Annotated in this window: 30 protein-coding genes; 19 read left to right on the top strand and 11 right to left on the bottom strand. The window is 69.8% G+C overall.

The window, feature by feature from the left end:
* Positions 1-96 precede the first annotated feature (96 nt).
* The 6 genes from P3102_RS26170 to eccD are packed head-to-tail and all read left to right on the top strand — an operon-like array spanning position 97 to position 5,552.
* Positions 97-876 carry a WXG100 family type VII secretion target gene (locus tag P3102_RS26170; RefSeq protein WP_276362570.1) on the top strand — a complete coding sequence of 260 codons (780 nt, stop codon included), beginning with the start codon at positions 97-99 and terminating at the stop codon, positions 874-876.
* A gap of 21 nt (positions 877-897) precedes the next feature.
* Positions 898-1,971, top strand: a complete 1,074-nt coding sequence (locus P3102_RS26165; RefSeq protein ID WP_276362568.1) for a hypothetical protein — start codon at positions 898-900, stop codon at positions 1,969-1,971.
* 17 nt (positions 1,972-1,988) lie between these two features.
* A complete protein-coding gene (locus P3102_RS26160) occupies positions 1,989-3,338 on the top strand; it encodes a WXG100 family type VII secretion target (RefSeq protein ID WP_276362567.1) in 1,350 nt (449 codons plus the stop codon).
* Between the two features lie 5 nt (positions 3,339-3,343).
* Positions 3,344-3,853 carry a hypothetical protein gene (locus tag P3102_RS26155; protein WP_276362565.1) on the top strand — a complete coding sequence of 170 codons (510 nt, stop codon included), beginning with the start codon at positions 3,344-3,346 and terminating at the stop codon, positions 3,851-3,853.
* The gene (locus P3102_RS26150; RefSeq protein ID WP_276362564.1) at positions 3,850-4,179 is read left to right on the top strand and encodes a YbaB/EbfC family nucleoid-associated protein; all 330 of its coding nucleotides are present in this window, start codon (positions 3,850-3,852) and stop codon (positions 4,177-4,179) included. Before P3102_RS26155 ends, P3102_RS26150 begins: the two co-directional genes overlap by 4 nt.
* Positions 4,176-5,552 carry a type VII secretion integral membrane protein EccD gene (eccD, locus tag P3102_RS26145; RefSeq protein WP_276362562.1) on the top strand — a complete coding sequence of 459 codons (1,377 nt, stop codon included), beginning with the start codon at positions 4,176-4,178 and terminating at the stop codon, positions 5,550-5,552. Before P3102_RS26150 ends, eccD begins: the two co-directional genes overlap by 4 nt.
* Before the next feature lie 147 nt (positions 5,553-5,699).
* Here the strand turns inward: eccD and P3102_RS26140 are convergent, their stop codons facing one another.
* Complete coding sequence (locus P3102_RS26140; RefSeq protein ID WP_276362561.1) at positions 5,700-6,773, bottom strand: type VII secretion protein EccE; 1,074 nt, start codon at positions 6,771-6,773, stop codon at positions 5,700-5,702.
* 146 nt (positions 6,774-6,919) lie between these two features.
* Here P3102_RS26140 and eccB point away from each other — a divergent pair, with 146 nt between their 5' ends.
* The 4 genes from eccB (at position 6,920) to P3102_RS26120 (ending at position 10,692) form a co-directional block, all read left to right on the top strand.
* Complete coding sequence (gene eccB / locus P3102_RS26135; RefSeq protein WP_276362559.1) at positions 6,920-8,344, top strand: type VII secretion protein EccB; 1,425 nt, start codon at positions 6,920-6,922, stop codon at positions 8,342-8,344.
* A 14-nt stretch (positions 8,345-8,358) separates the two neighbouring features.
* Positions 8,359-9,081, top strand: a complete 723-nt coding sequence (locus tag P3102_RS26130) for a response regulator transcription factor (protein ID WP_276362558.1) — start codon at positions 8,359-8,361, stop codon at positions 9,079-9,081.
* On the top strand, positions 9,078-9,734 hold the full coding sequence (locus tag P3102_RS26125) for a response regulator transcription factor (protein ID WP_276362556.1): 657 nt from the start codon (positions 9,078-9,080) through the stop codon (positions 9,732-9,734). Before P3102_RS26130 ends, P3102_RS26125 begins: the two co-directional genes overlap by 4 nt.
* 172 nt (positions 9,735-9,906) lie before the next feature.
* On the top strand, positions 9,907-10,692 hold the full coding sequence (locus tag P3102_RS26120; protein WP_276362555.1) for a transposase family protein: 786 nt from the start codon (positions 9,907-9,909) through the stop codon (positions 10,690-10,692).
* Positions 10,693-10,853: 161 nt separating this feature from the next.
* On the opposite strand, the gene P3102_RS26115 is transcribed toward P3102_RS26120, so the two are convergent.
* Positions 10,854-11,756: an SMP-30/gluconolactonase/LRE family protein gene (locus tag P3102_RS26115; protein WP_276362554.1), complete on the bottom strand. Its 903-nt coding sequence runs from the start codon at positions 11,754-11,756 to the stop codon at positions 10,854-10,856.
* 68 nt (positions 11,757-11,824) lie between these two features.
* Between P3102_RS26115 and P3102_RS26110 the strand changes: the two genes are divergently transcribed.
* Entirely contained in the window at positions 11,825-12,322 is a 498-nt protein-coding gene (locus P3102_RS26110) for an Lrp/AsnC family transcriptional regulator (protein ID WP_276362552.1), read from the top strand.
* Here P3102_RS26110 and P3102_RS26105 read toward each other — a convergent pair.
* Positions 12,270-13,064 carry a carbon-nitrogen hydrolase family protein gene (locus P3102_RS26105; RefSeq protein ID WP_276371353.1) on the bottom strand — a complete coding sequence of 265 codons (795 nt, stop codon included), beginning with the start codon at positions 13,062-13,064 and terminating at the stop codon, positions 12,270-12,272. The two genes, P3102_RS26110 and P3102_RS26105, sit on opposite strands and share 53 nt — an antisense overlap.
* An 84-nt stretch (positions 13,065-13,148) precedes the next feature.
* Between P3102_RS26105 and hisD the strand changes: the two genes are divergently transcribed.
* The 3 genes from hisD to hisB are packed head-to-tail and all read left to right on the top strand — an operon-like array spanning position 13,149 to position 16,167.
* Positions 13,149-14,474 (top strand): histidinol dehydrogenase, encoded by a 1,326-nt coding sequence (gene hisD / locus P3102_RS26100; RefSeq protein ID WP_276362550.1) that lies wholly within the window; start codon positions 13,149-13,151, stop codon positions 14,472-14,474.
* Positions 14,471-15,571: a histidinol-phosphate transaminase gene (locus P3102_RS26095; protein WP_276362549.1), complete on the top strand. Its 1,101-nt coding sequence runs from the start codon at positions 14,471-14,473 to the stop codon at positions 15,569-15,571. The genes hisD and P3102_RS26095 overlap by 4 nt, the downstream gene beginning before the upstream one ends.
* Positions 15,568-16,167, top strand: a complete 600-nt coding sequence (gene hisB, locus P3102_RS26090; RefSeq protein WP_276362547.1) for an imidazoleglycerol-phosphate dehydratase HisB — start codon at positions 15,568-15,570, stop codon at positions 16,165-16,167. The genes P3102_RS26095 and hisB overlap by 4 nt, the downstream gene beginning before the upstream one ends.
* 68 nt (positions 16,168-16,235) lie before the next feature.
* On the opposite strand, the gene P3102_RS26085 is transcribed toward hisB, so the two are convergent.
* The 3 genes from P3102_RS26085 to P3102_RS26075 are packed head-to-tail and all read right to left on the bottom strand — an operon-like array spanning position 16,236 to position 17,631.
* Positions 16,236-16,814, bottom strand: coding sequence for a dihydrofolate reductase family protein (locus tag P3102_RS26085; protein WP_276362546.1), 579 nt, complete (start codon positions 16,812-16,814; stop codon positions 16,236-16,238).
* Complete coding sequence (locus tag P3102_RS26080) at positions 16,811-17,290, bottom strand: SRPBCC domain-containing protein (protein ID WP_276362545.1); 480 nt, start codon at positions 17,288-17,290, stop codon at positions 16,811-16,813. Before P3102_RS26080 ends, P3102_RS26085 begins: the two co-directional genes overlap by 4 nt.
* A 2-nt stretch (positions 17,291-17,292) precedes the next feature.
* Entirely contained in the window at positions 17,293-17,631 is a 339-nt protein-coding gene (locus P3102_RS26075) for a metalloregulator ArsR/SmtB family transcription factor (RefSeq protein WP_276362543.1), read from the bottom strand.
* Positions 17,632-17,719: 88 nt separating this feature from the next.
* Between P3102_RS26075 and P3102_RS26070 the strand changes: the two genes are divergently transcribed.
* On the top strand, positions 17,720-17,875 hold the full coding sequence (locus tag P3102_RS26070; protein WP_016335988.1) for a hypothetical protein: 156 nt from the start codon (positions 17,720-17,722) through the stop codon (positions 17,873-17,875).
* A gap of 224 nt (positions 17,876-18,099) precedes the next feature.
* On the opposite strand, the gene P3102_RS26065 is transcribed toward P3102_RS26070, so the two are convergent.
* Positions 18,100-20,277, bottom strand: a complete 2,178-nt coding sequence (locus P3102_RS26065; RefSeq protein ID WP_276362541.1) for an MMPL family transporter — start codon at positions 20,275-20,277, stop codon at positions 18,100-18,102.
* 161 nt (positions 20,278-20,438) lie between these two features.
* On the opposite strand from P3102_RS26065, the gene P3102_RS26060 reads away from it, so the two are divergent.
* On the top strand, positions 20,439-21,008 hold the full coding sequence (locus tag P3102_RS26060) for a TetR family transcriptional regulator (protein WP_276362539.1): 570 nt from the start codon (positions 20,439-20,441) through the stop codon (positions 21,006-21,008).
* A 46-nt stretch (positions 21,009-21,054) separates the two neighbouring features.
* Complete coding sequence (locus P3102_RS26055; protein WP_276362537.1) at positions 21,055-21,927, top strand: hypothetical protein; 873 nt, start codon at positions 21,055-21,057, stop codon at positions 21,925-21,927.
* Here P3102_RS26055 and P3102_RS26050 read toward each other — a convergent pair.
* Positions 21,924-22,472 (bottom strand): RNA 2'-phosphotransferase, encoded by a 549-nt coding sequence (locus P3102_RS26050; RefSeq protein WP_276362536.1) that lies wholly within the window; start codon positions 22,470-22,472, stop codon positions 21,924-21,926. The genes P3102_RS26055 and P3102_RS26050 overlap by 4 nt on opposite strands.
* A gap of 45 nt (positions 22,473-22,517) precedes the next feature.
* Positions 22,518-22,979: a redox-sensitive transcriptional activator SoxR gene (gene soxR, locus P3102_RS26045; protein ID WP_276362534.1), complete on the bottom strand. Its 462-nt coding sequence runs from the start codon at positions 22,977-22,979 to the stop codon at positions 22,518-22,520.
* A 52-nt stretch (positions 22,980-23,031) separates the two neighbouring features.
* Between soxR and P3102_RS26040 the strand changes: the two genes are divergently transcribed.
* Together P3102_RS26040 and P3102_RS26035 are read left to right on the top strand one after the other, a co-directional pair.
* The gene (locus tag P3102_RS26040; RefSeq protein WP_276362532.1) at positions 23,032-23,724 is read left to right on the top strand and encodes a transketolase; all 693 of its coding nucleotides are present in this window, start codon (positions 23,032-23,034) and stop codon (positions 23,722-23,724) included.
* Positions 23,725-23,728: 4 nt separating this feature from the next.
* Positions 23,729-24,619 (top strand): transketolase, encoded by an 891-nt coding sequence (locus P3102_RS26035; RefSeq protein WP_276362531.1) that lies wholly within the window; start codon positions 23,729-23,731, stop codon positions 24,617-24,619.
* 140 nt (positions 24,620-24,759) lie between these two features.
* On the opposite strand, the gene P3102_RS26030 is transcribed toward P3102_RS26035, so the two are convergent.
* A complete protein-coding gene (locus tag P3102_RS26030) occupies positions 24,760-25,932 on the bottom strand; it encodes an acyl-CoA dehydrogenase family protein (RefSeq protein ID WP_276362529.1) in 1,173 nt (390 codons plus the stop codon).
* Positions 25,933-26,004: 72 nt separating this feature from the next.
* Positions 26,005-26,184: a hypothetical protein gene (locus P3102_RS26025; protein ID WP_276362528.1), complete on the bottom strand. Its 180-nt coding sequence runs from the start codon at positions 26,182-26,184 to the stop codon at positions 26,005-26,007.
* Between the last annotated feature and the right edge of the window lie 98 nt (positions 26,185-26,282).

Here is a 26,282-nt window from a genome sequence, read left to right as displayed (position 1 = left end):
CCTTGCGGTGGGTACTTTTGCCGTCCGCTCGCGTCTGGTGGCGAACTTACGCTGCTCGAACAATCGCAGACGTGGGGGAACGAGAGAAGGAGAGTCATGGTCGGCACGGGCGAGTACCGGGCGGAGCCCGAGGCCATGCGCTCGACGGTCGGGAACCTGGGCGGCATCATCATGCAGGGCATCAATGTCGTCGGCGACCTCGAACGCACCGTCCTGCAGCCGATGTCGTTCGCCACCTTCGGCAGCGCGGTGGCGGCGGCCAACACGGCCATGCAGAGCCAGCAGGTGGTCGCGGTCCGCACCCTCCTGCAGCTACTGCAGCAGATCAACGGCTTCATCAAGAGCAGCGCCGACGCCTACCAGGCCGCCGACGAGGCGGTCGCGGGCGGCTACGGCGGCCGTCCCGGCGGCGGCGCCGGCTCGGCGTCGTCATCGATCTGGGGGAATTCGCACGCCGCCGAACTGGCGACGCTCGCCATCAACGACAGCGCCGGCGGCGCGGGCGAGCCGTCTTCGGTCGGCAACGTACTGCGCTACCTGGGGGACGCGCGGCTGGGGCAGCTCGGCGACCACCCGATCACCGACACCCGGTTCCACGGCGTCTCGGACTTCAACGACTGGCTGGCAGGCGACGCCGACAACCAGGCGCGGGTCGGGGTCATCGAGGTCTACGCGGGCACGGCGCGCACTTTCGGCGACGTACCCGGCGGGGTGCACAGCGGTGACGTCGTCGTGGTCGAACCGCTCCTGTTCTCCGACCGCGAGCCGATCATCGGCATCGCCGGCGAGGGCGGGCTGCTCTACAACCACGGCATCGTCGAAGCGGACATCAACGGCCTGGCGAAGGTCAGTGTCTACCGCCCGGCTTCCGTCTGACTTCCGGCCTGAGGAGCGACCATGCTGACCTATCCGAATTCCAGCGCGATGGACGCCACGGCGTCCTCGGGCGGGCCGATCACCATCCTGCCGCAGATCCTCACCGGACAGCCGGAGCAGATCGCCAAGCACGTGCTCGAGGTGCTCAAGAAGGCCAACGAGTTCCTCACCATGTACAACGAGGTGACGAAGGCCGCCGAGCAGCTGGGCAAGATCTGGTCCGGCGCCGCGTCGGACTCCGCGCTGAAGAAGATCACCGACTCCCTGAACTCGCTGACCAAGATCATCCAGGTCGTGCAGAAGGGCGCCGAGCTGCTCGGCATCGCCGGGACGCTGATCAAGACCGCGCAGACCGCCTACAAAGCCGTGGTCTCGGCGGTGAACCCGACGGTCGCGGGCCTGATGTCGAATCCGTGGACCTACGGCGCCGCGGTCGCGCTTTCCACCGCCACCAGTGCTTCGCTGCGCGCGTTCATCACCGCGATCGGCGCGCTGCTCAAGGCGCTCGGCGTGGTCGACCTCGCCAACCAGATCACCCAGATCGCCACCATCATCGGCGAGGTCCAGAAGCTGTTCGGGCAGCACGACGCCGGTGACAACGGCGCCGCGGGCAACTCGGCGGTCTCGGGCACCCCGGTCACCGACCCGCGGGCGCCGGGCTCGGTCGCCGGCGGTTCGGGACAGGCCGCCGTCGGTGGTTCCGGCGGTGGTGCTGCAAGCGGTGGTGCTTCGGGCGGTGGTGCTTCCGGCGGTGGCACGACGCCGGGGGAGACGCCGCCGTTCACCCAGTACCGGCCGCCCGCGCTGGGCGGCAACGGCTCGCAGGGGACCTGGCCGGGCGGAGCCGACGCCTGGATCCCGGTGGACAGACCCTCCGGCGGTGGCGCGGGTTCCGGAGGCTCGTACCCGGGAGCGGGGGCGGGCAACGGGAACACGGTCACCATCACCACCGACCTGAGCACCGGCAAGTCCACCGTGCAGGCGCCGGGCGGGCAGGACATCGACATCGACATCGACATGGACTACGGCGGGAAGCACTTCGAGCAGCACATCGACATCGATGCGGGTGCCGACTCACCGGCGAAGGGCAGATAGCCGTGTGGGGGAGCGGTGTGGTCGACGCGTCGGGCGTCGTCGGTTCGATCCTGTCGAATTACCGGCGGCTTGTGGTCGAGTACCAGCGGCGGGTCACCGGTGATCCCGCCGCGCTGAACGCGGCGAGCCGGCGGTGCGGTGAGCGGGCGTCGACGGTTTCGGGTCGCGCGGAGGAGATCGGCGAGGCGGCCAAGGCGCTCAACGCGTCTTGGGAAGGCGACGCGTACGTCGCGTTCTCCACCTCGGCCGCGAAACTCAGCCAGGAACTCGGTGAGCTCGGCACGAAACTGGGCGATCAGTCGAACCGGCTGCGGGGAGGCGCGCAGGCCCTGCAGGGCGCGAAGTCCTGTGTGGACTCGATCCTCGCCCAGTTCGACCAGTACGCCGCGCAGCTCATCAGTCAGGCGCGGACGGCGAACGCGAACGCGGTCGACGCGTTCATCTCCGCCGCCCGGCAGCTCGGCGAGCGCGCCGCGCAGGCGGCACGGGAGATCGCCGACGAACTGAGCGAGGAACTCGCGCGGCTGTTCCCGCCGGAAGGCACCGGCCGGATCGAGCACGAACTCGGCAAATGGGGCCGCGGCCCGTTGTACTGGCTCAACGGAGAAGCGCTCGACGGCCGCAAGCGCCCGCGTTCGCATCCGTCGTGGTTCGGCAATTCCGGCTGGAAGAAACTCACCTGGGACGGTCTCGAAGGCACCCGTGCGCCGCGTGCCGGCGACACGCCGTTCGGCAGGCCGAAGCCGGAAGGCCTGCGCGACAAGGCTTGGGGCAGCACCGAGATCACCTACGCCAAATGGAAGCAGGAGCAGGACGGCTTCACCCCGGGCTGGGACGTGAAAATCTCCTCGCAGGGCTGGGACTTCAAGGCGTCCGGGCACGCCGAACTGGCGGCGTTCAAGGAAGAACTCGAACGCAAGGGCGAATGGGGCGTCGCTTCGGGCAGCGCCAAGGCAACCGCGTTCGCCGGTGGTGAAGTGAACGGCTCACTCCAGGCGGGCGCGCACGGCGTCGGTGTGCACGCAGGAGCTTTCGTCGGCGGCAAGATCGAAGGCGAACTCGCGGCGGACGTGGCCGGGGTGGGCGTCGGCGCGAGCGGCACCCTCCAATATGGACTCGGCGCGCAACTCGACGGTCAGGCCGTTTACGACGCCGGACATCTCAAGGTCAACTTCAAGGCCGGGCTCGCACTCGGGCTCGGCGCCGGGATCGGCGCGAAGATCGACATCGACCTGCCGAAGATCGCGGACACCGTCGGCGACTACGGCGGCGCGGCCGTCGACGCGGTGAGCGGCGCGGCGGGCGAGGCCGCGAACGCCGTCGGCGAGGCATGGGACGACGCGCTCACCCACGTGGGCACGTGGTGAGCGGGATGACCACGGAGGAACGGGTTTCCCTCCCCCTCGGCTTCGACATCCCCGACGGCTGGGTGGCGGTCGAGCCGGCGTCCGCAGGCGCCGACGGCGCGGTCTTCGTGGCGGTGCACGTGGCGGCGGACGGTGAGTTCACCCCCAATATCACCTTGAGCGTCGGGCAACGACCCGATCAGGCGAGGATCACCGAAATCGCCGACGAGGCCGTCGAACGCCTCGGCCGGTCCACGGCCGCGCTCGAAGTGGTGCTGCGCAAGGAGATCAGCACACCGGCCGCCCCCGGGGTCACCCAGGTGCTGCGCATCCGCACCGGCGAAGGACAGGAGCTCGTACAGACGCAGGTGCAGCTGACCGTGCCGGGGGCGAGCCCGGCCGAGCGGCTGGTCCTCCAGATCGCCTGCACCGCGACACCCGAGGCGGCCCGCGACCTCGGCGACGACTTCCGGCGGTTCGTGGGCAGCGTCCACGTCCGGCGGGATTTCACCGCAGAAGAAGGAGAAGACTCGTGACCACCGACCCCTACGCCATGCCGGACATGGACGAGTTGCTGGACCAGGTCCGCAAACAGACCGAAGAGGTGCAGCGCATCCAGCGTTCGGTCGAGGCGATGGAGGTCAAGGCGCACTCGCGGCAGAACGAGGTCACCGTCGTGCTGCGCGGTGACGGCCGCTTCACCTCCATCGACATCGACCCGCGCGCGCTGCGTCAGTACGACGCGCGCGACATCTCGGAGATCGTGCTGGAGGCGGTCAACAACGGGCTCCAGAAGCTGGCCGAGGCCAGCAGCGCCAAATTCGCGCCCGTCATCGAGTCCGCCAAGTCGATCGAAGCATGACGGCCGCGATCGCGGGCTCCACCCGGCGCGTCACGGTGGTGACACCGAGGGCGCGCGTCGACGTGGCGCTGCCGCAGCAGAGCACGTTCGCCGAACTCGTCCCGCAGCTCGTGCGGCTCGCGGGTGCTTCGGGGCAGGCGTCGGCCGAGCATCCCGGCTGGGTGCTCTCCCGGCTCGGCGGCGCTCCGCTCGCGCTCGGGCTCACGGTCGCGGCGGCGCAGGTGCGCGACGGCGAAGTCCTCCATCTGACCCCGCGGGAACGCCCGCGGGGTCCGCTGCTGTTCGACGACGTCGTCGACTCGATCGCCAGCGTCGCCGAGTCGGGCACCGGCCGCTGGGGTCCGGCGGTGGCGCGCAAGGCGGGCATCGTGGCGTCGGTGGTGCTGCTGCTCGCCGGTGGGCTGCTGGTGCAGGCGGCCGCGTCCGGCAGTGTGCTGGCGCCGATCGGGACCGGGCTGCTCGCGCTGGTACTGGTGCTGGGCGGCGGCGCGCTGAGCCGCGCGTACGGCGACGCGGAGGCAGGCGCCGCCGGCGCGCTCGCCGGGGTCGGCGCCGCACTGCTGGCCGGGATGTCGATCCTGCCGCCGCATCCGCTGTTCTCGCTGTCGGCCGGACCGCTGGCCGCCGGGCTCGCGGTGGTGACCGTGTACGGCGTGATCGCGGCCGTTTCGGTGGCGGACCGGCTGCCGTGGTTCGTCGCGGTGACGGTGTCCGCCGGGCTCGGCGCGATCACCACCGCCCTCGTCCTGCTGGCCGACCTCCGCCCGGTTTCGGCGGCCGCCGTGGTCGCCGTCGTGGCGACGGCGCTGGCCGCGGTCGCGCCGATGATGGCGCTGCGGCTCGGCAGGCTGCCGCTGCCCAGGGTGCCCGACGACATGGACGCGTTCCGTGCCGACGAGGACCCTTCGCTCGGCGAGGACATGGTCGGCGGGACGACTTACGCGCAGGCGTTGCTGACCGGGCTGCTCGTCGCGCTCGGGCTCGTCGTGGTCTCGGCTTCGGTGGTCCTGTCGTCTTCCGGCGGGGCTTGGGAAGCGGGCTTGTGTGCCCTGCTGGGTCTCGCGCTGATGCTGCGCTCGCGTGCCTTCGCCGGCCGCTCGCAGCGGGTCGTGCTCATCGGCTTCGGCGCGGCGGCCCTGGCGGTGGCCGGTTTCTGGCTCGCCGCGAGCGGGCCGCGTTCCTTCGTCTTCGCCGCGGGCTGTGCCGTCGTCGTCGCGGCGGGTGTCTGTCTCACCTACGCCACGCGTGTCGCGAAGGGACGTCGTTCTCCGTACTGGGCAAGGACCCTCGACATCGTGGAGTTCCTGGTGCTGCTCTCGCTGATCCCGTTCGTCGGCATGATCGCGGGCGTCTACGAAGCCGTGCGAGGCTGACCGCTCTTCACCGCAATTCGGCACCTGGTTGCGATCCTTGCGCGCGCAAGGATCGCAACCAGGTGCCGAATTGCGGTGTGTACAACGTCCGTGGAGGACTCCTTCCCTACCCTCAGAGAAGAAAGGAGTCCTCCACGGACCGTCCCCTCAGTTCTCCAGCGCCAGCGGCAGGGTCCGCCGGACCGCCGCCGCGTGCCGTCCGTGCAGCGGGAGCACCGCGACCCCGCTCGGCCGCACCGCTTCCGCCCCCGGCCGTCCGCCGACCCGGATGGTCACCTCGGACCTCTCCCGGCCGCCAGGCGTCCGGCGCAGCGTGTACGAAGTAGCGGTGAACGCCGCTCCGGGGACGTGAAGATCCAGTGTCCGCGCGAGATCCCGCTCCGACCGTGGCCGGTAGCAGACCTGTGACGCGCCGCCCCAGTCCCAGGAACGCCAGCCGTTCACCGGCTCGCCCTGTCCATGGCCGAGCGCGACGCGCAATTCCTCCGCCACTTCGCCTGCTTCGAGCACGGTGCTCTCGAATCCGGCTTCGGCCAGCGCGCCCATCAGCCGCAACGCCGCGCAGGCGGTGCTTCGCAGTGCGCCGAGTTCCCCGCCGCCACGGGCGAGCGCCGCGATCGGCGCGTTCTCGGGCCGGTACCGGACGGTGAGCCAGCGGACGCGGAGCACCGACTGTCCATTGGGGACGGTCCAGGTCAGCAGTTGCGCGCTGGACAGGGGGATCCCGGTGCTCGCGTAGGCCTCGCGCAGGATGGCGACGAGCGTGTCCGGTCCGGCTGCCATCGCGCCGGGGGTGAGCCGCACGATGGCGCTCCAGCCGTCGCCGGCCTCGGCGACACCGAAGCGGTTGCCCGCGCGGTCGACGTGCTGGCGTACCCGGACCGGACCGGCGAGCCGGTGCAGCGGATCGGGTACCTCGTTCTTGTCGCGGCGGTTCAGCCGGTGACCGGCCCAGGTGAGCAGCCAGCCCGCGAGGTGACGTCCGGCGAAGCGGACCGACGTCGTCAGCACGAGGACGCCGGCGGCGGCGGTGACGCCGATCTGCGCGGGCCGGGGGATCCCGTCCACGGTGAAGGCCAGCAGGATCGCGATCCCGGCGATCTCCCAGAGCGCCGCCTGCAGCGGGCGGATCGGCAGCAGCCAGGGCAGCGGCGCCGAGCCCGCGACACCGTGGGCCGGCGCCTGGTCCGGGACCGGGCGGGCCGGGGCTTCAACCGACAAGGAATTCCCCTCCTCCGTGTACGCGCCCGACGGTAGCCGCGCCCCGCGCGGGGGAGGGGCGTAAAAAATACCCTCACCGCGAACCGGGGCCAGACCTAACGTGAGCACCCTCGAACGGGTGGGCACGAACGGCGGGGGACGGGAGCGTGTGGACGCAGCGGGACCAGATCCAGGCCTACCAATTCCTCCGCAGGAGACTGGTTTCGGCACTGGTCTCGGCTGACGCCAACCATCCGGTCGCCCCGAGCCGCAGGCTGGTCGTCGGAACCCTGTGCGGCCTCGGTGTCGCGCTGCTGGTCACCGCGGTGTTCGGCGTGATCGGCCTGCTGAACCCCTCCGGCGGCAAGGACTGGCTGGCAGGCGGCAAGGTGATCGTCGAGGAGGGCACCGGCGCGCGCTTCATCCTCGGCCAGGACGGCGCGCTGCACCCCGTGCTCAACTACGCCTCCGCGCGGTTGATGGCGGGCGGCACCGGCGAGGCCACCGTGACCGTCCCTTCGGACAAGCTCGCGAAGGCGCCGCGTGGTGCGCAGATCGGCATTCCCGGCGCGCCCGATTCGCTGCCCGCGCCGGCCGCGCTGGTGAGCACCCCGTGGACCAGTTGCTCGCGGACCACGCAGGACGCGCCCGCGTCGGCCGAACCGGAGACGACCGTGCTCCTCGGCGCGCCCGCCGCCGGGGTCGACCTGCCGAGGGATCAGGCCGTCGTGGTCCGCGTGCCCGAGGGGGAGCGTTATCTCGTGACGGCGGGACGCCGCTACAAGCTCACTCCGGAGGCCGCCACGGCGTTGCAGTTCGACACCTATCCGGCGATCGCGGTGTCCTCCCGGTGGATCGGCACCGTCGCCGCCGGACGGGACCTGGCCCACCGCGCGGTGGAAGACGCCGGACGGCCCGGCCCGAAGGTCGGCGGCACCGCGACGAGGGTCGGTTCGGTGCTCGGCGTCGTCGACGCGATGGCGACACCGGGCGACGCGACGTCGTACTACCTCGTCCACGCCGAAGGGCTCGAGCCCATCGGCCAGACCGAGGCGAGCCTGCTGATCACCACCCCGCAGAACGCGGACGCCTACACCGGTGTCCCGGCGCCCGTCGCGGTGCGCGCGGCCGACGTCGCCGCGGTGCCGAAGGTCGGCACGGCGAGGGCGGGCGGGGCCGATCCCGCGGAGTATCCGGACCGGATCCCGCGAAAAGCACCCGTTACCGGACAGTCCGTGACGTTGTGCGCGCAGGGTTCTCGAATCGTTATCTCCGCGCGGGTCCCATTGCCGCAAGGTGCGAAGGCGATCCCGGTGACGGCGCGGACGGACGCGTTGGTCGCCGACGCGGTTTTCGTGCCTCCGTCGGGAGGCGCGGTGGTGGCGGAATCCGGTTCCGGCACGGTCCACGTCGTGACCGACACGGGCCTGAAGTACCCGGTGGCGAGCACTGAGGCACTCGCTTCCCTCGGATACGGCCAAGCCGAACGGCAACCGGTTCCGAATGGATTGCTGGCGCTGGTGCCCCGCGGACCCGCGCTGGATCCGGCGCAGGCGGGCCGTGCGGTGTCCGCGGCAGGTGGGACGGGGTGAGCGGAAACGTGCAGATGACTGAAGACAGGCCGGAGACCGACCGGGTCGACGTCGCGGTGATCGAAGACCATCCGTTGTACCGGCACGCCGTGGTCCGGGTCCTCACCGAGGCCGAAGGGATCGAACTGGGCGCGGTGGTCGATTCGGTCGCCCGGTTCCACGTCCATCCGCAGCCGCCCGGCAGCGTGGTGCTGCTCGACCTCGGCCTGCCGGGGATCGCCGGGGCGGCGGCCGTGCTCCAGGTGTGCGAACTGGGGCACCACGTGCTCGTGGTGTCCGCGCAGGCGGAGCCCGAGCAGGTGCTCGGCGCGATCGCCGCCGGCGCCAAGGGCTTCCTGTCCAAGGACGTTGACGTCGACGAACTCCTGATCGCGATCAGGACGGTCGCGCGTGGCCGTGCCTACGTTTCCGCGGTGGTGGCCGGAATGATCATCAAGGACAACGCCGACCGTCCCGCGTCGGCTCCGGACGTCGCGCTTTCCGCGCGCGAGAAGCAGGTCCTGCGGCTGGTCGCGGCGGGTGAACGCGACGTCGACATCGCCCGCATCCTCGGTATCGGGGTCCGGACGGTCCGCGGTTATCTGGACCGGATCCGTGACAAACTCGGAGAGAGAAGGCGGGCCGGTCTGGTCCGCAAGGCCATTCAGCTCGGGCTCGCGTCTCCGCCGGAGGTGCCCGGCCCGTCTCGGCCGGTCGTGCCCCGCGCCGACGCGGACGGATTCGAAGGACGCCGGTGAACGCAGACGAGCAGCAGCCGAAACGCACCATGCCGATCAACGTCGGGGTGATCGAAGATCATCCGCTGTACCGGGACGCCGTCGCGCGTGTCCTCACCGAAGCGCCCGACATCGCGCTGGGCGCCGTCGCCGACTCCGTCGCGCGGTTCGCCGTCCAGGAGCAGGCTCCCGGCAGCGTCGTCGTCCTCGACCTCAAGCTGCGCGGGGTGCAGGACGCCGCCGCCGTGCTCGAAGTGGGCCAGATGGGGCACAAGGTGCTCGTGGTGTCCGCGCACGCCGAACAGCCCGAGGTGCTGGGCGCCATGCAGGCCGGCGCGAAGGGCTTCCTGTCCAAGGACGTCGACGGCGACGAACTGCTGCGCGCCATCCGCACCATCGCCGACGACAACGCGTACGTGTCGCCGACGCTGGCCGGAATGATCATCCAGGACAGCGAGGACCGCCACGCCGGGCCCAAGATCGTCCTGTCCGAACGGGAAAAGCAGGTCCTGCGGCTGGTCGCGGCCGGCGAACGCGACGTCGACGTGGCGGAGATCCTGAACATCAGCGTGCGGACGGTGCGGTCCTATCTCGACCGGATCCGGGACAAGACCGGGGAACGGCGGCGGGCCGGGTTCGTACGGGTGGCGATCCGCGAGGGGCTGCTGCGGTAGCCGCTTCGGCTTGGCTCGGTTGCACGCTTTACCCGCGTCCAGGCTGAAAGACTGCATTGAGCCTTTTCCAACTTGGTTTGGGTTGGTGGGGTGTGTTGGTGGGCTGGGTATGGCGAAGCTCCTGGTAGATGCGTGGAACGACCAAGAACCATGCACTGCCAGGAGCTTCGCTGTGTTGTCTTACCCCTCGGCGATCACGTTGTCCAGCCAGACACTGGCCGGGTTGACCCGGATCATCCAGCAACACCGGCGCGCGATCAGGTCGCGCTGGCGCCGGCTGTCCTGCCAGCGCCAGGCCCTGCTCGTGCTGGCCCACTTGCGTAACGGCGACACCTACGCCCGCCTGGCCGCCGGATTCCGTATCGGCGTGGCCACTGTGTGCCGCTATCTGCGCGAAACCATCGACCTGCTCGCCCAGCGCGCCCCGTCCCTGACCGCCGCGTTGTGGCAGCTCGCCTGGAGCCACAACAACTACGCCATCCTCGACGGCACCGTCATCCGCACCGACCGCATCGCCGCGAACAAGCCCTACTACTCCGGCAAACACCGCCACCACGGCATCAACCTGCAAGCCCTCACCGACCCCTACGGCCGGCTGCTGTGGATCTCCGACGGACTACCCGGCGCGACCAACGACACCACCGCCGCCCGCCACCACCGCATCTGCGACCTGGCCGACCAGGCCGGGATCCGGCTGCTGGCCGACAGCGGCTACGACAACGTCGCCTACGGGGTGATCACTCCGTACAAGAACCACCGAACCGCCCACCAGCCCAAACGCCCACTCGGACCTGCCTACACACAGGCCAACACAACACTGGCGGCCGTACGCGGCCGAGGCGAACGCGGGTTCGCCACCCTCAAAAACTGGCGAGTACTCACCCGCGTCCGCACCAGCACCCACCGCGTCACCGCACTAGCCAAAGCCATCCTCACCCTCGAACACAGCCTCAGCTAACCAAGATGGAAAAGGCTCAATGAAGGGGCCTTTCATCGCAAAATTTGCGATGAAAGGTCCCTTCATTGCACGCTTCCCGGCCTGGTGCGGGGAGCGGCCGGGCAGTCCGTCAAGGACGCCTTCACCGCGTGCGACGCGGCGAAGGTCCCTTTCACGTCGCGTCACCCCACTACACGTGGCGCCGAGAAGTTCACCCGCAGCGTGTAGACCGAACTCGACGCGGTGATGAACAGATCGTTCCGCCGCGGCCCGCCGAAGGTCAGGTTCGAACAGACCTCCGGCACCCGCAGCTTCCCGATCCGCGTGCCGTCGGGCGCGAAGCAGTGCAAGCCGTCGTGCGCGGCGGCCCAGACCCGGCCCGCGGCGTCCAGGCGTACGCCGTCGAAACCGCCGGCGTCGCAGGTCGCGAAGATCTCACCGCCGGAAAGCCGCCCCTCGTCCACCGAGAAAACTCTGATGTGACTGGGTTTCTGCCGCGTGTCCACGATGTAGAGCCGCGATTCGTCCACCGAGAACGCGAGCCCGTTCGGACGCGAGAAATCGTCCGCGACGATCCGCACGGAACCGTCCACCGGGTCGGCGCGGTAGACGTGGCAGGCGCCGATCTCGCTTTCCGCCTGATGGCCTTCGTAGTCGCTGTCGATCCCGTAACTGGGGTCGGTGAACCAGATCGCGCCGTCGGAGGATTCGACGACGTCGTTGGGGCTGTTGAACCTCTTGCCCTGATAGGTCTCCGCGAGCACGGTGGTGGTGCCGTCGTGCTCGGTGCGCGTCACCCGGCGGTTGCCCTGTTCGCAGCTGACGAGCCTGCCCTGACGGTCGACGGTGTGCCCGTTGTGGAATCCGGCGGGCTCGCGGAAGACGCCGACGGCGCCCGTCGTCTCGTCCCACCGCAGGACGCGGTCGTTCGGGATGTCGCTGAACACCAGGTACCGGCCGGCGGGGAAGTAGGCCGGCCCCTCGGTCCACCGGCAGCCCGTGTGCAGACGTCGCATCCACTCGTCCCCGTTGACGCGGGCGAACCGCTCGTCGAGGACCTCGAACTGCGCCTTGACCATGTCCATGAAAACCCCAGTGGCCCGAATGAGATATTGCGATCATCATGAACCGCCGAACTTGGTATGGTCAACCTATGGATGACGTAGATCGCATGTTGCTCACGGAGCTGCAGCAGGACGCGACTCAGGCGTACGCCGCGCTCGGCAAGGCGGTCGGCCTGTCCGCGGGCGCCGCGCACGAACGAGTCCGCAAACTCCGCGAACAGGGCGTCATCCGGCGCACGACCGTCGACGTCGATCCGGCGGCGGTCGGTCGCGGGGTGATGGCGTTCGTACTGATCGAGGCGGGCTCGTGGATGGGCGATTCGCCGACCAAGGCCGCGCTGGAGGCGCTGCCGGAGGTCGTGGAAGCGCACATCATCGCGGGCCCTGCCTCGCTGCTGGTGAAGGTGCGCACGCCGACCACCGAGGAACTTCAGGCGTCACTGCGCAGGCTGTACGCCATCGAGGGCGTCACCGGCACGCAAACGATCGTCGTACTCGAATCCTTCTTCGAACGCTCCGTGAGCGCTACAGGCGCTACAGCCGCTGGTTCGCCAGAACGCCCGTCGCCGCCCGCGCCTTCCCGCTGACCGCGGGATCCAGGTCGACGACCACCAGTTCCGGCCCCGGGCCCAACTGCGTGTGGACCCGCCCGAACCCGTCGGACACCGTGGAATAGCCGATCCCGGTCGGCGCCTTCGGGTGCACCGGGGTCGAGGTCGTGGCCGGATCGGCCTGCCCGCAACCGAGGACCCAGCAGCCGGAGTCGAGCGCGCGGGCGCGCACCAGCACCTCCCACTGCTCGCGTTTGCCCTCGCCCGCGCCCCAGGACGTCGGCACGAGGACGATGTCGGCGCCGTCGCCCGCCAGCTTCCGGAACAGTTCGGGGAAGCGGATGTCGTAACAGGTCGCGAGGCCGAACGTGGTCCCTTCGACCTGGAAGGTGGCCGGTGCGGTGCCGGGCGCGACCGTGTCGGATTCGGCGAACCCGAACGCGTCGTAGAGATGGATCTTGTCGTAGCCGAAGTGCTGCCCGGCGCCGGTGACCAGCAGGGTGTTGCGCACGCGCCCGTCGGGCGACGGCGTGAACATGCCCGCGACGACCACCACGCCGTGCTCTTCGGCGATGGACGCCACGCTGGACGCCCACGGTCCGTCCAGCGGCTGCGCCACGGGTCCCAGCGGGATGCCGAAGCGCGCCATCGCCGCTTCGGGGAACACCACGATCCGCGCGCCGTCGGTCGCCGCGGCCGCCACGCCTTCGCGAATCAGCTTCAGGTTCGTTTCGGGATCCTCGGCGGCCGTGAGCTGGCACAACCCGATTCGCGGCACGGCCGCCTCCCTCATCGTGGGGTCGCTGGTCACCACCCCAGTGTGCCTGCTCGGGGCGATCGGGCCACCTCGTACCCTTGACCCATGCTGAACCGTACCGACCTGCGTGGACTTCTCCCGTCCGTTGCCGAACTCAGGAGCACGCTCCCGCGTGCCGAGTACGACGTGGACGCGGCACTGCATCACGTACGGCCGGTCGTGGAGGCCGTCCGTGACCGCGGCGTCGAGGCGGTTCTCGAGTACACCGAGAAGTTCGACAAGGTCCGCCCCGGCGGTGTGCGTGTCGCCGCCGCGGAGCTCACCGGCGCGCTCGAGCACCTGGACCCGGCGGTCCGGGAGGCGCTGGAGGAATCGATCGTCCGCGCCCGGAAGGTCCACGGTGATCAGCGTCGTCAGGACGTGACGACCGAGGTCGTCGATGGCGGCACCGTCACCGAACGCTGGATCCCGGTGGAGCGCGTCGGGCTGTACGCGCCGGGTGGGCTCGCGGTGTACCCCTCGACCGTGGTGATGAACGTCGTCCCGGCGCAGATCGCGGGCGTCGGCACGCTGGTGGTGTGCTCGCCGCCGCAGGCCGCGTTCGGCGGGCTCCCGCACCCGACGATCCTGGCCGCCGCCGAGCTGCTCGGCGTGGACGAGGTGTGGGCCGTCGGCGGCGCGCAGGCCGTCGCGCTGCTCGCCTACGGCGGCACCGACACCGACGGTACGACGCTGGAGCCGGTCGACATCGTGACCGGGCCGGGCAACATCTATCTCACCGCGGCGAAGCGCCTGCTGCGCGGCATCATCGGCATCGACTCCGAGGCAGGCCCGACCGAGATCGCGATCCTCGCCGACGAGACCGCCGACCCGGTGCACGTCGCCGCCGACCTGATCAGCCAGGCCGAGCACGACCCGCTCGCCGCGAGCGTGCTGGTCACCACGTCCGAGGGACTCGCGGACGCCGTCGACAAGGAACTGACCGGCCGTGTGGCCGCGACCAAGCACGCCGAGCGGGTGACGGAGGCTCTGAGCGGCGAGCAGTCCGGCATCATCCTCGTGTCCACCCTGGACGACGGGATCCGCGTCGTCGACGCGTATGCCGCCGAGCACCTGGAGATCCAGACCGCGGACGCGCCTTCGGTGGCGGCACGGGTGCGCAACGCGGGTGCGATCTTCGTCGGTGCGTACGCGCCCGTCTCACTCGGCGACTACTGCGCCGGATCGAACCACGTCCTGCCCACCGGCGGATTCGCCCGGCACTCGTCCGGCCTTTCGGTGCAGAGCTTCCTCAAGGGCGTGCACGTCGTCGACTACAGCCAGGACGCGCTGCGCGAGATCGCCGGCCGCGTCGTCGCGCTGGCCAACGCCGAGGACCTGCCCGCGCACGGCGAGGCCATCACGGCGCGGTTCGAAGGGGAGCGGGTATGAGCATCGGCGAGGAGATCACGCTCGACGCGCTCCCGTTGCGAGAAGACCTGCGGGGCAAGACCCCGTACGGCGCACCGCAGCTCGACGTGCCGATCCGGCTCAACACGAACGAAAACCCGTACCCGCCGCCGGACGCGCTGGTGGCCGACGTCGCCGAGGCCGTCCGAGCCGAAGCCGCTTCGCTGCACCGCTACCCGGATCGCGACGCCGTCGCGCTGCGCCAGGACCTCGCGGACTACCTCGCGGTGTCCACCGGTGTGCTGGTGTCGGAGTCGAACGTGTGGACCGCCAACGGATCCAACGAGATCCTGCAACAGGTCCTGCAGGCCTTCGGCGGCCCCGGCCGCTCGGCGCTGGGCTTCGAACCGTCGTATTCGATGCACCCGATCATCTCGGCGGGCACCCGCACCGACTGGCTGCCGGTGCCGCGCCGCGACGATTTCACGCTCGACACCGAGAAGGCGGCCGCGCTGGTGCGCGAGCGCCGTCCGGACCTCGTCTTCGTGACCAGCCCGAACAACCCGACCGGCGGGTCGATCCCCTTCGACGAGCTGCGCGGACTGCTCGAAGCGGCGCCCGGCATCGTGGTGGTCGACGAGGCGTACGCGGAGTTCTCGTCGCAGCCGAGCGCCGTCGAACTTCTAGGGGAGTACCCGGCGAAGCTGATCGTGTCGCGCACGATGAGCAAGGCGTTCGCCTTCGCGGGCGGGCGGCTCGGGTATCTCGCGGCCGCACCCGCGATCGTCGACGCGCTGCAGCTGGTGCGGCTGCCGTACCACCTCTCGAAGCTCACGCAAGCCGCCGCACGGGCCGCGCTGCGGCACGCGGGCGCCACGCTCGCTTCGGTCGCCAAGCTCGCGGCCGAACGTGACCGGGTGGTGGAAGCGTTGCTGGGCTTGGGCTTCACGCCGGTCCCGAGCGACGCGAACTTCGTCCTCTTCGGACGGTTCGCGGACGCGCCCGCGACCTGGAAGTCCTATTTGGACAACGGGGTGCTGATCAGGGACGTCGGCATCGAAGGACACCTGCGGGTGACCATCGGGACGCCGGAAGAGAACGACGCCTTTCTCGAGGCCAGCAAGGAGGTGCCGCGATGAGTCGCGTCGGCAAGGTGGATCGCACCACCAGGGAATCGTCCATTTCGGTCCAGCTCGACCTGGACGGCACGGGGCAGGTGGAGATCGACACCGGTGTCCCGTTCTACGACCACATGCTCACCGCGTTCGGGGTGCACGGCTCGCTCGACCTCAAGGTGCGGGCGACCGGTGACGTGCACATCGACGCGCACCACACCGTCGAGGACACCGCGATCGTGCTCGGCCAGGCGCTGCGGCAGGCGCTCGGCGACAAGAGCGGCATCCGCCGCTTCGGCGACGCGTGGATCCCGATGGACGAAACCCTCGCGCACGCGGCGATCGACGTCTCCGGGCGGCCGTACTGCGTGCACCTGGGCGAGCCGGAGCAGTTCAACGCCTTCACCATCGGCGGGAACTACCCGTTCGTGCTGACCCGGCACGTGTTCGACTCGCTGTCGTTCCACGCGCAGATCGCGGTGCACGTGCGGGTGCTGCACGGCCGCGACCCGCACCACATCGCGGAGGCCGAGTACAAGGCCGTCGCGCGCGCTTTGCGTGCCGCCACCGAGCCGGACCCGCGCGCGGGCGGTATCCCGTCCACGAAGGGCGTCCTCTAGCCCCCGCGTTCAGTCCTCTGGATGCGTTCCTTGTGTGTGCAACTACCGCATCCAGAGGACGAAATGCGTCAGGTCTTCAGGGGTCCGGCGGGTTTGTAGGTGTTGAGGGTGACGCCGGACGGCGTTGTCGTCGTGCCGGCGAACTCCAAGGTCTGTGCCGGGGTTCCGTTCGCGAAGAAACGCTTGCCCATGCCCAGAAGGATCGGGTAGACGGCCAGCACGACCTCGTCGGTGAGCCCGTGTTCGAGCAGTGTCGAGGTCAGCGTGGAGCTGCCCGAGAGGACGAGGTCCGGGCCGTTCTGCGCCTTGATGCGGCGGACGTCCGTGGCGATGTCCGGGCCGAGACTCTCGAACGGGCCCCATTCGAGGCTTTCCGGCCGGTGGGTGACGACATACTTCTTCGCCGCCTTGAGCCGGTCGGCGAGCGGATCGCTCGGCGCCGTCGGCCAGTACTCCGACCAGAGGTCATAGGTGCGACGGCCGAGCAGCAAGTCGAAGCCTTCACCGTGCGCGGCCGTGATGGCTTCCCGGCCTTCGGGCGTCCGATAAGGCATGTTCCAGCCGCTGTAAGGGAAGTCGGTCTCATCGGCGGAGTGCTGCAGCACTCCGTCGAGCGAGACGTGTTCGATGATCTTGAGTTTTCTCATGAGGTTTCCGTCCTCAGAAGTGCGTCGAGTTGGGGCATCGCCGCGCGGAACCCCGCTTCCATCCCCGGGATCGTGTTCTCCAGGGCTTCGACGCTGGAGAACCGGGTCACGTGGGTCAGTCGTGACCCCGTCGCTGTCGTCTCGAAGGCGAACGTCATCAAGGACGGCATGTTCTCGTCCGCGGCGTTGTCTTCACCGTCCTCCGCCTCGAACGAGTCGATGGGGTTCACCGCGGTGAACTTCCACGAGTCGGCCCATTTCTCCCCGTTCGGCCCGGACAGGAAGTACTCGGCGCGCCCACCGACCCTGAAGTCGTGATGGGTGAAGGTGGCGGGCGCGAAAGGCGGTCCCCAAAAGCGCTCGAGTTGCCGTGGATCGGCCCAGGCCTCCCAAAGGCGTTTTCGCGGAACGGGGAAGTCCGCCACGACGGTGAGGCTGAGCTTTTCGGGATCTTTGGTGACCGAGGTGATCGGCATCGTCAGTTTCCTTCCCGCAGGACATCGTCGAGCTGCGCCACACGTTGGCGCCAAAGGACTTCGTAGGCGTCGAGAAGTTCACCGGCGCGCCGGAGCCGCTCGTGGTCGGTCGAGACGAGCTGCTCACGACCGTGGGCACGTTTCCGCACCAGACCCGCCCGTTCGAGCACGGCGACGTGCTTTTGCACGGCGGCGAAGCTCATCTCGTACCGCGCGGCGAGATCGGACACAGACGGCGCTTCCGCGATCGCCCGCGCCAGGATGTCACGGCGCGTGCCGTCGGCCAAGGCGCGGAAGAGCCGGTTGAGCGACTCCTCGCTCTCCTCTAGAACTACAACCATGTGGTTGTACGTTAGCCGCGTCGGGTCCCGAGGGCAAGGCCCGGGCCCGGCGGCGTCGGGATGCTGGATTTGTGGCAGAGTGGCGGTCGTGAGTAACACGACCATCGCTGTGCTGCTGTTCGCGCTCGGCGGCTTCCTGATCGGCGGCGTCTACGCGACCTGGAAGAGCGTCAAGTTCATGGCCGTCGTGCTGGGGATCGGCGCGCTGCTGGCCATCGGCGGCGCCATCGCCTGGCTGGCCTGAGCACCGCCCGGCATCCCCGTGAGGCCGAGGCGCTGGGCCGCGAAGTACGGGGATTCGAGCAGGTTCGCTGGGAGGGCGAGCGTTACGGCGTCGTTCTCGACGGAACGGTCGCGAAGTTCGGACCACCCGGACCCGCACGGGAATCGCGCGCTACTCGACTGCATGTACGTGAAGGCCCCCTTCCTTGCGCTAGACGCAAGGAAGGGGGCCTTCACGTACTACTTCTACTTCGGGGCGTCGGCCAGCTCGCGCTCGTCGGGAGCGTCCAGCTGCTTCGCGAGCTTCTCGCCTTCGACGTCGACGTCCGGCAGCACCCGGTCCAGCCACTTCGGCAGCCACCAGGCGCCGCGGCCGAGCAGGGAAATCAGCGCCGGCACGATGGTCATCCGGATCACGAACGCGTCGACGAGGACTCCGAAGGCCAGCGCGAACCCGATCGACTGGATCAGCGACGACTCCGCGAGGACGAAGCCGGCGAACACGCTGATCATGATCAACGCGGCGGCGACCACGACGCGGGAGCCGTGCCGGAAACCGGTGACCATCGCCTGCTGCGGGTCGGCGCCGTGGACGTATTCCTCCCGCATCCGCGTCACCAGGAACACCTGGTAGTCCATCGCGAGCCCGAACAGCACGCCGATCAGCAGGATCGGCAGCATGCTCATGATCGGCCCGGTCGTCTTCACCCCGAGCAGGTCGGTGAGCCAGCCCCACTGGAACACCGCCACCACGGCGCCGAAGGTCGCGACCACGGAGCCGAGGAAGCCCAGCGTCGCCTTCAGCGGGACCACGATCGACCGGAACACCAGCATCAGCAACAGGAACGCGAGCCCGACGATCAGCGCGAGGTAGGGCAGCATCGCGTCGGCGAGTTTCTCCGAGACGTCGATGTTGGCCGCGGTCTGGCCGGTCACCGCCAGCGAAGCGCCGGTGGCCGTGCCCAGGCTCGCGTTCAGGCCGCGGATGTCGCTGACCAGGTCTTCGGTCGCGGTGCTGCTCGGACCGCTCTTCGGGATGACGGTCAGCAGTGCCAGGTCGCCGTCCCGGTTGACCTTGGGCGGCGTGACGATCGGGCGTTCGGGGAGGCCGCCGATACCCGCGGCCGCCTGCTGGAGCGCGGCCTGCCGGTCGGCGCTGCCCGCGAGGTCGACGACGATCACGAGCGGCCCGTTCGCGCCTTCGCCGAAGCTGCGGGCGACGGTGTCGTAGGCCCTGCGCTGGGTGGTGTCCGGCGCGGCGGTGCTGTCGTTCGGCAGGCCGAGCTGCATGCTCGCGGCCGGGACGGCGACGATCGCGAGGCCGGCGATCGCGGCGATCAGCACCGGGATCCGGTGGCGGGCCACGAACTTCGCCCAGCGCTCGCCGTGCGTCGTCGTGCTTTCCTTGCGGCGCGAGCGGATCTTGCCGCCCGCCAGTTTGCCGCCCGCGAACCCGAGGATGGCGGGCAGCAGGGTCAGCGCGATGACGACCGCGATGGCGACGGTGATCGCCGCGGCGATGCCCATCTCGCCGAGGAACGGGATGCCGACGACGGTCAGGCCGGCCAGCGCGATGATCACGGTCAGCCCGGCGAACACCACGGCGGAGCCCGCCGTGCCGGTGGCGCGTCCGGCGGCCTCCTCGGGAGCGCGGCCGAGCGTCAGTTCGTGCCGATAGCGGGAAACGATGAAGAGCGCGTAGTCGATGCCGACGGCGAGGCCGATCATCAGCGCGAGCACCGGAGTGTTCGTGTTCAGTTCCAGGAATCCGGACGCCGTCGTGATGCCTGCCATGCCGATGCCGACGCCGATGAGCGCGGTCAGCAGCGGAATCCCGGCCGCGAGCAGCGAACCGAACGTGATGATCAGGACGACGGCGGCGACGGCGACACCGAGGCCTTCGGTGGCGTTCGTGGCGGGCATCGCCTGGACGGCGTCACCGCCGAATTCCACCGTGTACCCGGCGGCCTTGGCGGACTCCGCCGCGGCCATCAGGCCGTCGCGGTCGGCGTCGGTGAGCTCGAAGCCCGGCACGCGATAGCTGACCTGCGCCAGCGCCACGTGCTTGTCGGGCGAGATCGCCCGCGCCTGCAGCGGGTCCACCACTCCGGCGACCTTCGGCGCGTCCTTGAGTCCGGTGACCAGACGCGCGATCGCCGCCTGCCCGCCCGCGTCGGTGATGTCGCCGGGTGTCGAGATGACGACACGCGCTGTCGCGCCGCCGGCGGCTTCCGGAAATCGGTCGGCGAGCTGGTCGATCGCCTTCTGCGACTCGGTTCCGGGGATGGTCACCGAGTTCGAAAGCTGGCCGGACAGGGTCAGCGCCCCCGCGCCGAGGGCCGCCAGGAGGACGGCCCACACCACCGTCACCAGTGCCCGGCGCCGGAACGAGAACCGGCCCATTCGGTACAGGAAGCTGGCCACGAAAGTCTCCCGTTCACTCGATCAGGTTCAGTTCAAGCTAGCCGATCGGCTAGGGGCCTACAAGCCGATCGGCAAGTGTGTGACTAGCCGCACGGCTAGTACTCGGGTTGGCTCGACGGGCTCGCTTGACGTAACCTCCGACGGCTGAACGAGGAGGGATCATGGACGTCGTCCAGGCGGAGGACACCCGCACGCGGCTACTGCGCACGGCGCTGCGGTTGTTCACCGAACACGGCGTGGAAGGCACCTCGCTGCAGATGATCGCGGACGCCCTGGGGGTCACCAAGGCGGCCGTCTACTACCACTTCAAGACGAAGGCGGAGATCACCGAATCCGTCGCCGAACCCGTGCTGCGCGAGCTGGAGGGCATCGTCGACGACGCCCGCGCCCAGCGCACCCGAGGCGCGCAGATCGACCATCTGCTCGACGGTTTCGTCGATCTCGTGGTGCGGCACCGCGCGCTGGTCGCCCTGTTCTCCAGCGACCCCGGCATCGCGCGGGCGGTCGAAAAATCGGTCCACCGCTCGGAAAGCTTCAAGAACCGGCTGCTGGAGATCCTCGCCGGCCCGGAGCCGGACGTGCTGGGGATGGTCACCGCGCAGGTGCTCCTGGCCGGGGTCGCCCTCGCCGGTGGCTCGCCCGAGGTCGCCTCGCTCGACGACGAGACGCTGCGCGAAACGCTTCTCAGCGTCGGCCGCAAGCTCTACAACCGCCCGCGTCGCCGCTCGTGACCGATGTGTTCAAGACAGCCGCCGCGATCCGCGCGACGCTGTCGGCATGAACATCGAGCTGAAGACGGCGGCCACGTTCATGGCCACCCGCGCGCGGCTGCTGGACAGGCGGCGTTTCGAGGTCCTCTTCCGTGAGGGCGACCCGGCGGCGGCGCTCGCCGCGCTGGAGGGGTACCGCAATCCCGACGGCGGCTACGGTCGCGGGCTCGAACCCGACTGCCGCTCCGCGACCAGCCAGCCCGGTGGCGCGCTGCACGCCTTCGAGGTCTTCGCCGACATCGGCCCGGCGACCAGTCCCCGCGCGGCCGAACTCTGCGACTGGCTCGCCTCGATCGCCCTGCCCGACGGCGGGATCCCGTTCGCCTTGCCGATGCCGGATCCCTTCGGCAGCGCGCCGTTCTGGGCGAGCGCCGACCCGGCGGTCTCCTCGCTGCAGATCACCGCGATCGTCGCGGTCACCGCGCATCGCGTCGCGGCGCACGACCCCGCGGTCGCCGCGCATCCCTGGCTCGCGAGGGCCACCCGGTACTGCGTCGAGGAGATCGAGAAGATCGTCGAGGCACCGCATGCGCTCGCGCTCGCCTTCGCGGTGAAGCTGGCCGACGCGCTCGGTGACGCACGACTGGTCGGGAACCTCGGCCGGTTCGTCCCGGACGACGGCGTGCTCGCCGTCGGCGGCGGGATCGAGGGCGAGGCCATGCGCCCGCTCGACTTCGCGCCGGAACCCGGCGGCCCGGCACGGAAGCTCTTCCGGCCGGAGGTCGTCGAAGCGGATCTGCGGCGGGTGGCCGGTGGGCAGCACCAGGACGGCGGCTGGCGGGTCGACTACACGAGCTATTCGCCCGCGGCCGCGCTGGAGTGGAACGGGCTCTTCACCGTGAACACGTTGTCGCTCCTGCGGAACAACGGCCTGGTCTAGGGGAGACGCCGCAGGAACTCCGGCGGGACGGCGGCGGTGAGCCAGACGCCGTTCGCGCTCACCTGGAACTCGTACCCGGCCGCCGCCATGCCCCGCGTGTCGACGAGGAGCACGACCGGGACACCGCGCCTTCCCCCGACCGTGCGCGCGGTCTCGACGGTCGCGGAAAGGTGCACGGCGTGCCGGTTCATCGGCTTGAGTCCCTCGTCCCTGATCGCATCGAGGAACCGGGCCACGGTGCCGTGGTAGAGCACGTCCGGTGGGGTGGCGGCGGGCAGCGCGAGGTCGACGGCGACGCTGTGGCCCTGGCTGGCGCGGATCCGCAGCCCGTCGTCATCGAAGGCGAAGCGTCGTTTGTCGTTGCCCTCGACCACTTCGTCGAGCTCGGCGCGGGTGAGGTGCAAGCCGTGGCGCCGCAGGGCGGCCAAGAGCGTGTCGACTTCCACCCAGCCGCCGGGGCCGAGGGCGATCCCGATGTCGCCGGGAGCGTGCCGAAGGTGTCGTGAGAGCCGTTTCGAGGCTCGGATGAGGTGTTTCTCGTCCATTTCGTGTCCCAGTGACGCACATCCGGCCCCCGGGGGCAACGGAATTCAGATGCCACCCTCGGCGGCCGGGCGCAGTTTGCCCGCGCCGGGGCCGAAGCGGGACATCTGATCGTCGGCGTTGTACAGCCCGCAGCTGCGCAGGGAAAGACAGCCGCAGCCGATGCAACCGGTCAGCCTGTCGCGCAGGCGCTGCAACGCGTCGATGCGGGCGTCGAGCTCTTCCTGCCACCCCCGCGAGAGGCGGGCCCAGTCGGCTTTGGTGGGGGCGACGTCCCTGGGCAGGGTCTCCAATGCCGCGCTGATGTCGTCCAAGCTGAGACCGACCCGCTGCGCGGCACGGATGAAGGCGATCCGGCGCAGCACCGAACGCGGATAACGCCGTTGATTGCCCGCCGAACGCTCCGAGCTGATCAGCCCTTTGTCCTCGTAGAAACGCAAAGCCGTATGGGGCACGCCGCTGCGGTCGGCGACCTGCCCGATGCTCAGGTGTTCAGCCAGTCTCGTCACGTCGACAGGCTAGCCTTGACTTCGACCTAAGTCGAGGTTGCAACCTCGGTTCATGACCACTGACACCAAGACCGGTCACGAGGATCTGCCGAGACTGATCTCGTTGATGACCGGGGACGAGAAGCACCAAGCGGCCGCGGAGTCCACTGTGGACGTCTTGTGGGTGCTCTACGACCGTGTGCTGGACATCACCCCGGAGAACCTCCGCGACCCGGGCCGAGACCGTTTCCTGCTGTCGAAGGGGCACGGCCCGATGGCCTACTACGCGGTGCTGACGAAGAAGGGCTTCATCCAGGAGGAGGAACTCGCCGACTGGACTTCGGTGGAGTCCCGGCTCGGTCACCATCCCGATCGGGCCAGGCTTCCCGGCGCCGAGATCTCCAGCGGCTCGCTGGGGCACGGGCTCCCGCTGGCCATCGGCACCGTGTTCGGCCTGCGTGCCAAGGGATTCCGCGACGCCAAGGTCGTCACCCTCGTCGGCGACGCGGAACTCGACGAGGGCTCCAACGCCGAGGCCATCGCGATCGCGGGCCGCATCGGCATGCCGCAGCTGACCGCCGTCGTCGTCGACAACTCCTCGGCCACGCACGGCTGGCCCGGCGGGCTCGCGCGCCGGTTCGAGGTCGAGGGCTGGACCACCCGCACCGTCGACGGCCGCGATCACGAAGCGCTCTACGAAGCCTTCACCACACCCCATCCGGACCGGCCGCTCGCCGTGGTCGCGACCGTCGAGCGAAAGGCCTGAACCCGTGGACATGCGCGAAACGTTCCTCCGCGCCACCGCCGAAATCCTCGACACCGATCCGAACGTCGCCGTCGTGCTCGCCGACATCTCCGCGGCACAGCTCGCCTTCGCCGCCCGGAAGCATCCCGACCGGGTGCTCAACGTCGGCATCCGCGAACAGCTGATGATGAGTACCGCGGGCGGGCTGGCGCTGGCCGGGATGCGCCCGATCGTCCACACCTTTTCGTCCTTCCTCGTGGAGCGGGCGTTCGAACAGGTCAAACTCGACCTCGGGCACCAGGACGTCGGGGCCGTGCTGGTGTCCTCGGGGGCGTCCTACGACATGCCGACCGCCGGCCGGACGCATCAGGCGCCCGGCGACGTCGCCCTCGTCGACACGCTGCCGGGCTGGACCGTGCACGTGCCGGGGCATCCCGAGGAAGCCCGGCGGCTGCTGCTCGAGTCCATCCCGGGCGACGGGCGCGTGTACCTCCGGCTTTCCGCGCAGGAGAACGAGAAGCCGCATCTGGGCGCGGGCCTGCAAACGCTGCGGGAAGGCGGCCGGGGTGTGGTGGTCGCCGTCGGGCCGATGCTCGACCGGGCACTGGAAGCGACCGCTGATCTCGACGTGACCGTGCTCTACACCTCGACCGTCCGGCCGTTCGACGCCGCAGGGCTACGTTCGGCGGTCGAGGCCACGGGGAGCACCGACATCGTGATGATCGAGCCGTACCTCGCGGGGACGTCGGCACACGCGGTGGCGGACGCCTTGCCCGATTCGCCGCATCGGCTGCTCTCCCTCGGCGTCCGGCGCGACGCGGAAGTACGGATCTACGGCGAAATGGCCGATCACGACCTCGCGCACGGCCTCGACGCCGGCTCGATCGCCTCGTCCGTCAAGGAATTCCTCCGCTAGCGTCATCAGGATGACGAAGATCCGCCCGCCCGGCGGCGGGATCGAGTCCGCTCGACGACGGACTGGACGCGGGAGGATCGGGCATGCGCGGACCCTGGAGGCCTGCACCGGCAAGTCCGGGCGCCCGGCTTTTCGGCGGCTCAGCGGAAGGCGGCCAGCCCGGTGACCGACTGACCGAGCGAGAGCGCGTGCATCTCTTCGGTGCCCTCGTAGGTCAGGACGGTTTCGAGGTTCGACATGTGCCGCATCACCGGGTACTCCAGCGAGATCCCGTTGGCGCCGAGCATGGCGCGCGCGGTCCTGGCCACCTCCAGCGCGGAGCGGACGTTGGCGAGCTTGCCGAAGCTGACGTGGTTGTGGTGCAGCGTCCCGGCGTCCTTGAGCCGCCCGATCCGCAGGGCGACCAGCCCGGCGCGGTTGACCTCGACGACGAGGTCGGCGAGTTTGCGCTGGGTGAGCTGGAAGCCGGCCAGCGGCTTGCCGAACTGTTCCCGGCTCAGCGTGTACTCCAGCGCGGATTCGTAGCAGGAGCGCGCGGCACCGACGACACCGAACAGGATCCCGTAGCGCGCTTCGTTCAGACACGACAGCGGCCCGCGCAACCCCCGGACCTCGGGGAACGCCGCCGACTCCGGCAGGCGGACGCCATCGAGGACGAGTTCGGCGGTCAGCGAGGCCCGCAGCGACAGCTTGTGCTTGACCTCGTTCGCGGTGAAGCCCGGCGTGTCCGCGGGGACGACGAAACCACGCACGCCTTCGTCGGTCTGCGCCCAGACGACCGCGACGTCGGCCACGGTTCCGTTGGTGATCCACATCTTCGTACCGCTCAGCACCCAGTCCGAGCCGTCGCGCACGGCACGCGTCCGCATGCTGCCGGGGTCGCTTCCCGCGTCCGGCTCGGTCAGGCCGAAACAGCCGAGCGCCTCGCCGGCGGCCATCCGCGGGAGCCACTCCCGCTTGTGGTCCTCGGTGCCCCAGTGGTGGATCGCGTACATCGCCAGCGAACCCTGCACCGAGACGAAGCTGCGCAGCCCGGAGTCGACGGCCTCCAGTTCGCGGCAGGCGATGCCGTAGGCGACGGCGCTGGTCCCGGCGCAGCCGTAACCCTCCAGGTGCATGCCGAGCAGCCCGAGCTGCCCGAACCCCTTCGCGAGGTCGGCGGCGGGCAAGGCGCCCGTCTCGTACCAGTCGGCGATGTTCGGCGAAAGCTGATCCTGCGCGTAAGCGCGCACGGCGTCACGCATGGCCCGGTCCTCGGCGGAGAGTTCGGCGTCGAGATCGAGGAAGTCGCGCGGGTCCGGGCTGCTGCTCATGCGGTCACTCCTGGTCGGCTCGGGGTGGCATCTCCCCAAGAAGAAAACCACACACCTGACCGGAGCCGGGTGTCAGTTATCCCGCCATCCGGTGGTCTTCGTCACCCGAACCGATGCGGCGGCGGTCCTGGCCGGGGCGGAGCGCCGCTTCTGTTCCGGGATCAGCAGCTCCGCGAAGGTGGGGAAGGGCACACTCTCGATGTCTTCGCGCCAGGCGCGGAGCAGGCAGGTCAGTTCGTCGGCGTCCTGCATCGTTCCTCCATGCGTGCAGGGCGGTCCAGCGCCGACCCTTCACTCGGAGTCGCTACTACCCAGAAGAGTGAAGGTCGAAACAGGGAATCCGCGGAAAC

Source organism: Amycolatopsis sp. QT-25, assembly GCF_029369745.1.
GTDB lineage: Bacteria > Actinomycetota > Actinomycetes > Mycobacteriales > Pseudonocardiaceae > Amycolatopsis.
This window is presented reverse-complemented; position numbering and strand designations above follow the sequence as displayed.

Excerpts from the sequence above, each read along its gene's own strand:
- P3102_RS26115 (WP_276362554.1), bottom strand. The coding sequence starts at position 11,756 with ATGGACATGGTCAAGGCGCAGTTCGAGGTCCTCGACGAGCGGTTCGCC.
- P3102_RS26130 (WP_276362558.1), top strand. The coding sequence starts at position 8,359 with ATGACTGAAGACAGGCCGGAGACCGACCGGGTCGACGTCGCGGTGATC.
- eccD (WP_276362562.1), top strand. The coding sequence starts at position 4,176 with ATGACGGCCGCGATCGCGGGCTCCACCCGGCGCGTCACGGTGGTGACA.
- P3102_RS26095 (WP_276362549.1), top strand. The coding sequence starts at position 14,471 with ATGAGCATCGGCGAGGAGATCACGCTCGACGCGCTCCCGTTGCGAGAA.
- P3102_RS26075 (WP_276362543.1), bottom strand. The coding sequence starts at position 17,631 with ATGGTTGTAGTTCTAGAGGAGAGCGAGGAGTCGCTCAACCGGCTCTTC.
- P3102_RS26110 (WP_276362552.1), top strand. The coding sequence starts at position 11,825 with ATGGATGACGTAGATCGCATGTTGCTCACGGAGCTGCAGCAGGACGCG.
- P3102_RS26050 (WP_276362536.1), bottom strand. The coding sequence starts at position 22,472 with ATGGACGAGAAACACCTCATCCGAGCCTCGAAACGGCTCTCACGACAC.
- P3102_RS26085 (WP_276362546.1), bottom strand. The coding sequence starts at position 16,814 with ATGAGAAAACTCAAGATCATCGAACACGTCTCGCTCGACGGAGTGCTG.
- P3102_RS26030 (WP_276362529.1), bottom strand. The coding sequence starts at position 25,932 with ATGAGCAGCAGCCCGGACCCGCGCGACTTCCTCGATCTCGACGCCGAA.
- P3102_RS26165 (WP_276362568.1), top strand. The coding sequence starts at position 898 with ATGCTGACCTATCCGAATTCCAGCGCGATGGACGCCACGGCGTCCTCG.
- hisB (WP_276362547.1), top strand. The coding sequence starts at position 15,568 with ATGAGTCGCGTCGGCAAGGTGGATCGCACCACCAGGGAATCGTCCATT.
- P3102_RS26170 (WP_276362570.1), top strand. The coding sequence starts at position 97 with ATGGTCGGCACGGGCGAGTACCGGGCGGAGCCCGAGGCCATGCGCTCG.
- P3102_RS26055 (WP_276362537.1), top strand. The coding sequence starts at position 21,055 with ATGAACATCGAGCTGAAGACGGCGGCCACGTTCATGGCCACCCGCGCG.
- P3102_RS26025 (WP_276362528.1), bottom strand. The coding sequence starts at position 26,184 with ATGCAGGACGCCGACGAACTGACCTGCCTGCTCCGCGCCTGGCGCGAA.
- P3102_RS26080 (WP_276362545.1), bottom strand. The coding sequence starts at position 17,290 with ATGCCGATCACCTCGGTCACCAAAGATCCCGAAAAGCTCAGCCTCACC.
- hisD (WP_276362550.1), top strand. The coding sequence starts at position 13,149 with ATGCTGAACCGTACCGACCTGCGTGGACTTCTCCCGTCCGTTGCCGAA.
- P3102_RS26155 (WP_276362565.1), top strand. The coding sequence starts at position 3,344 with ATGACCACGGAGGAACGGGTTTCCCTCCCCCTCGGCTTCGACATCCCC.
- P3102_RS26040 (WP_276362532.1), top strand. The coding sequence starts at position 23,032 with ATGACCACTGACACCAAGACCGGTCACGAGGATCTGCCGAGACTGATC.
- P3102_RS26060 (WP_276362539.1), top strand. The coding sequence starts at position 20,439 with ATGGACGTCGTCCAGGCGGAGGACACCCGCACGCGGCTACTGCGCACG.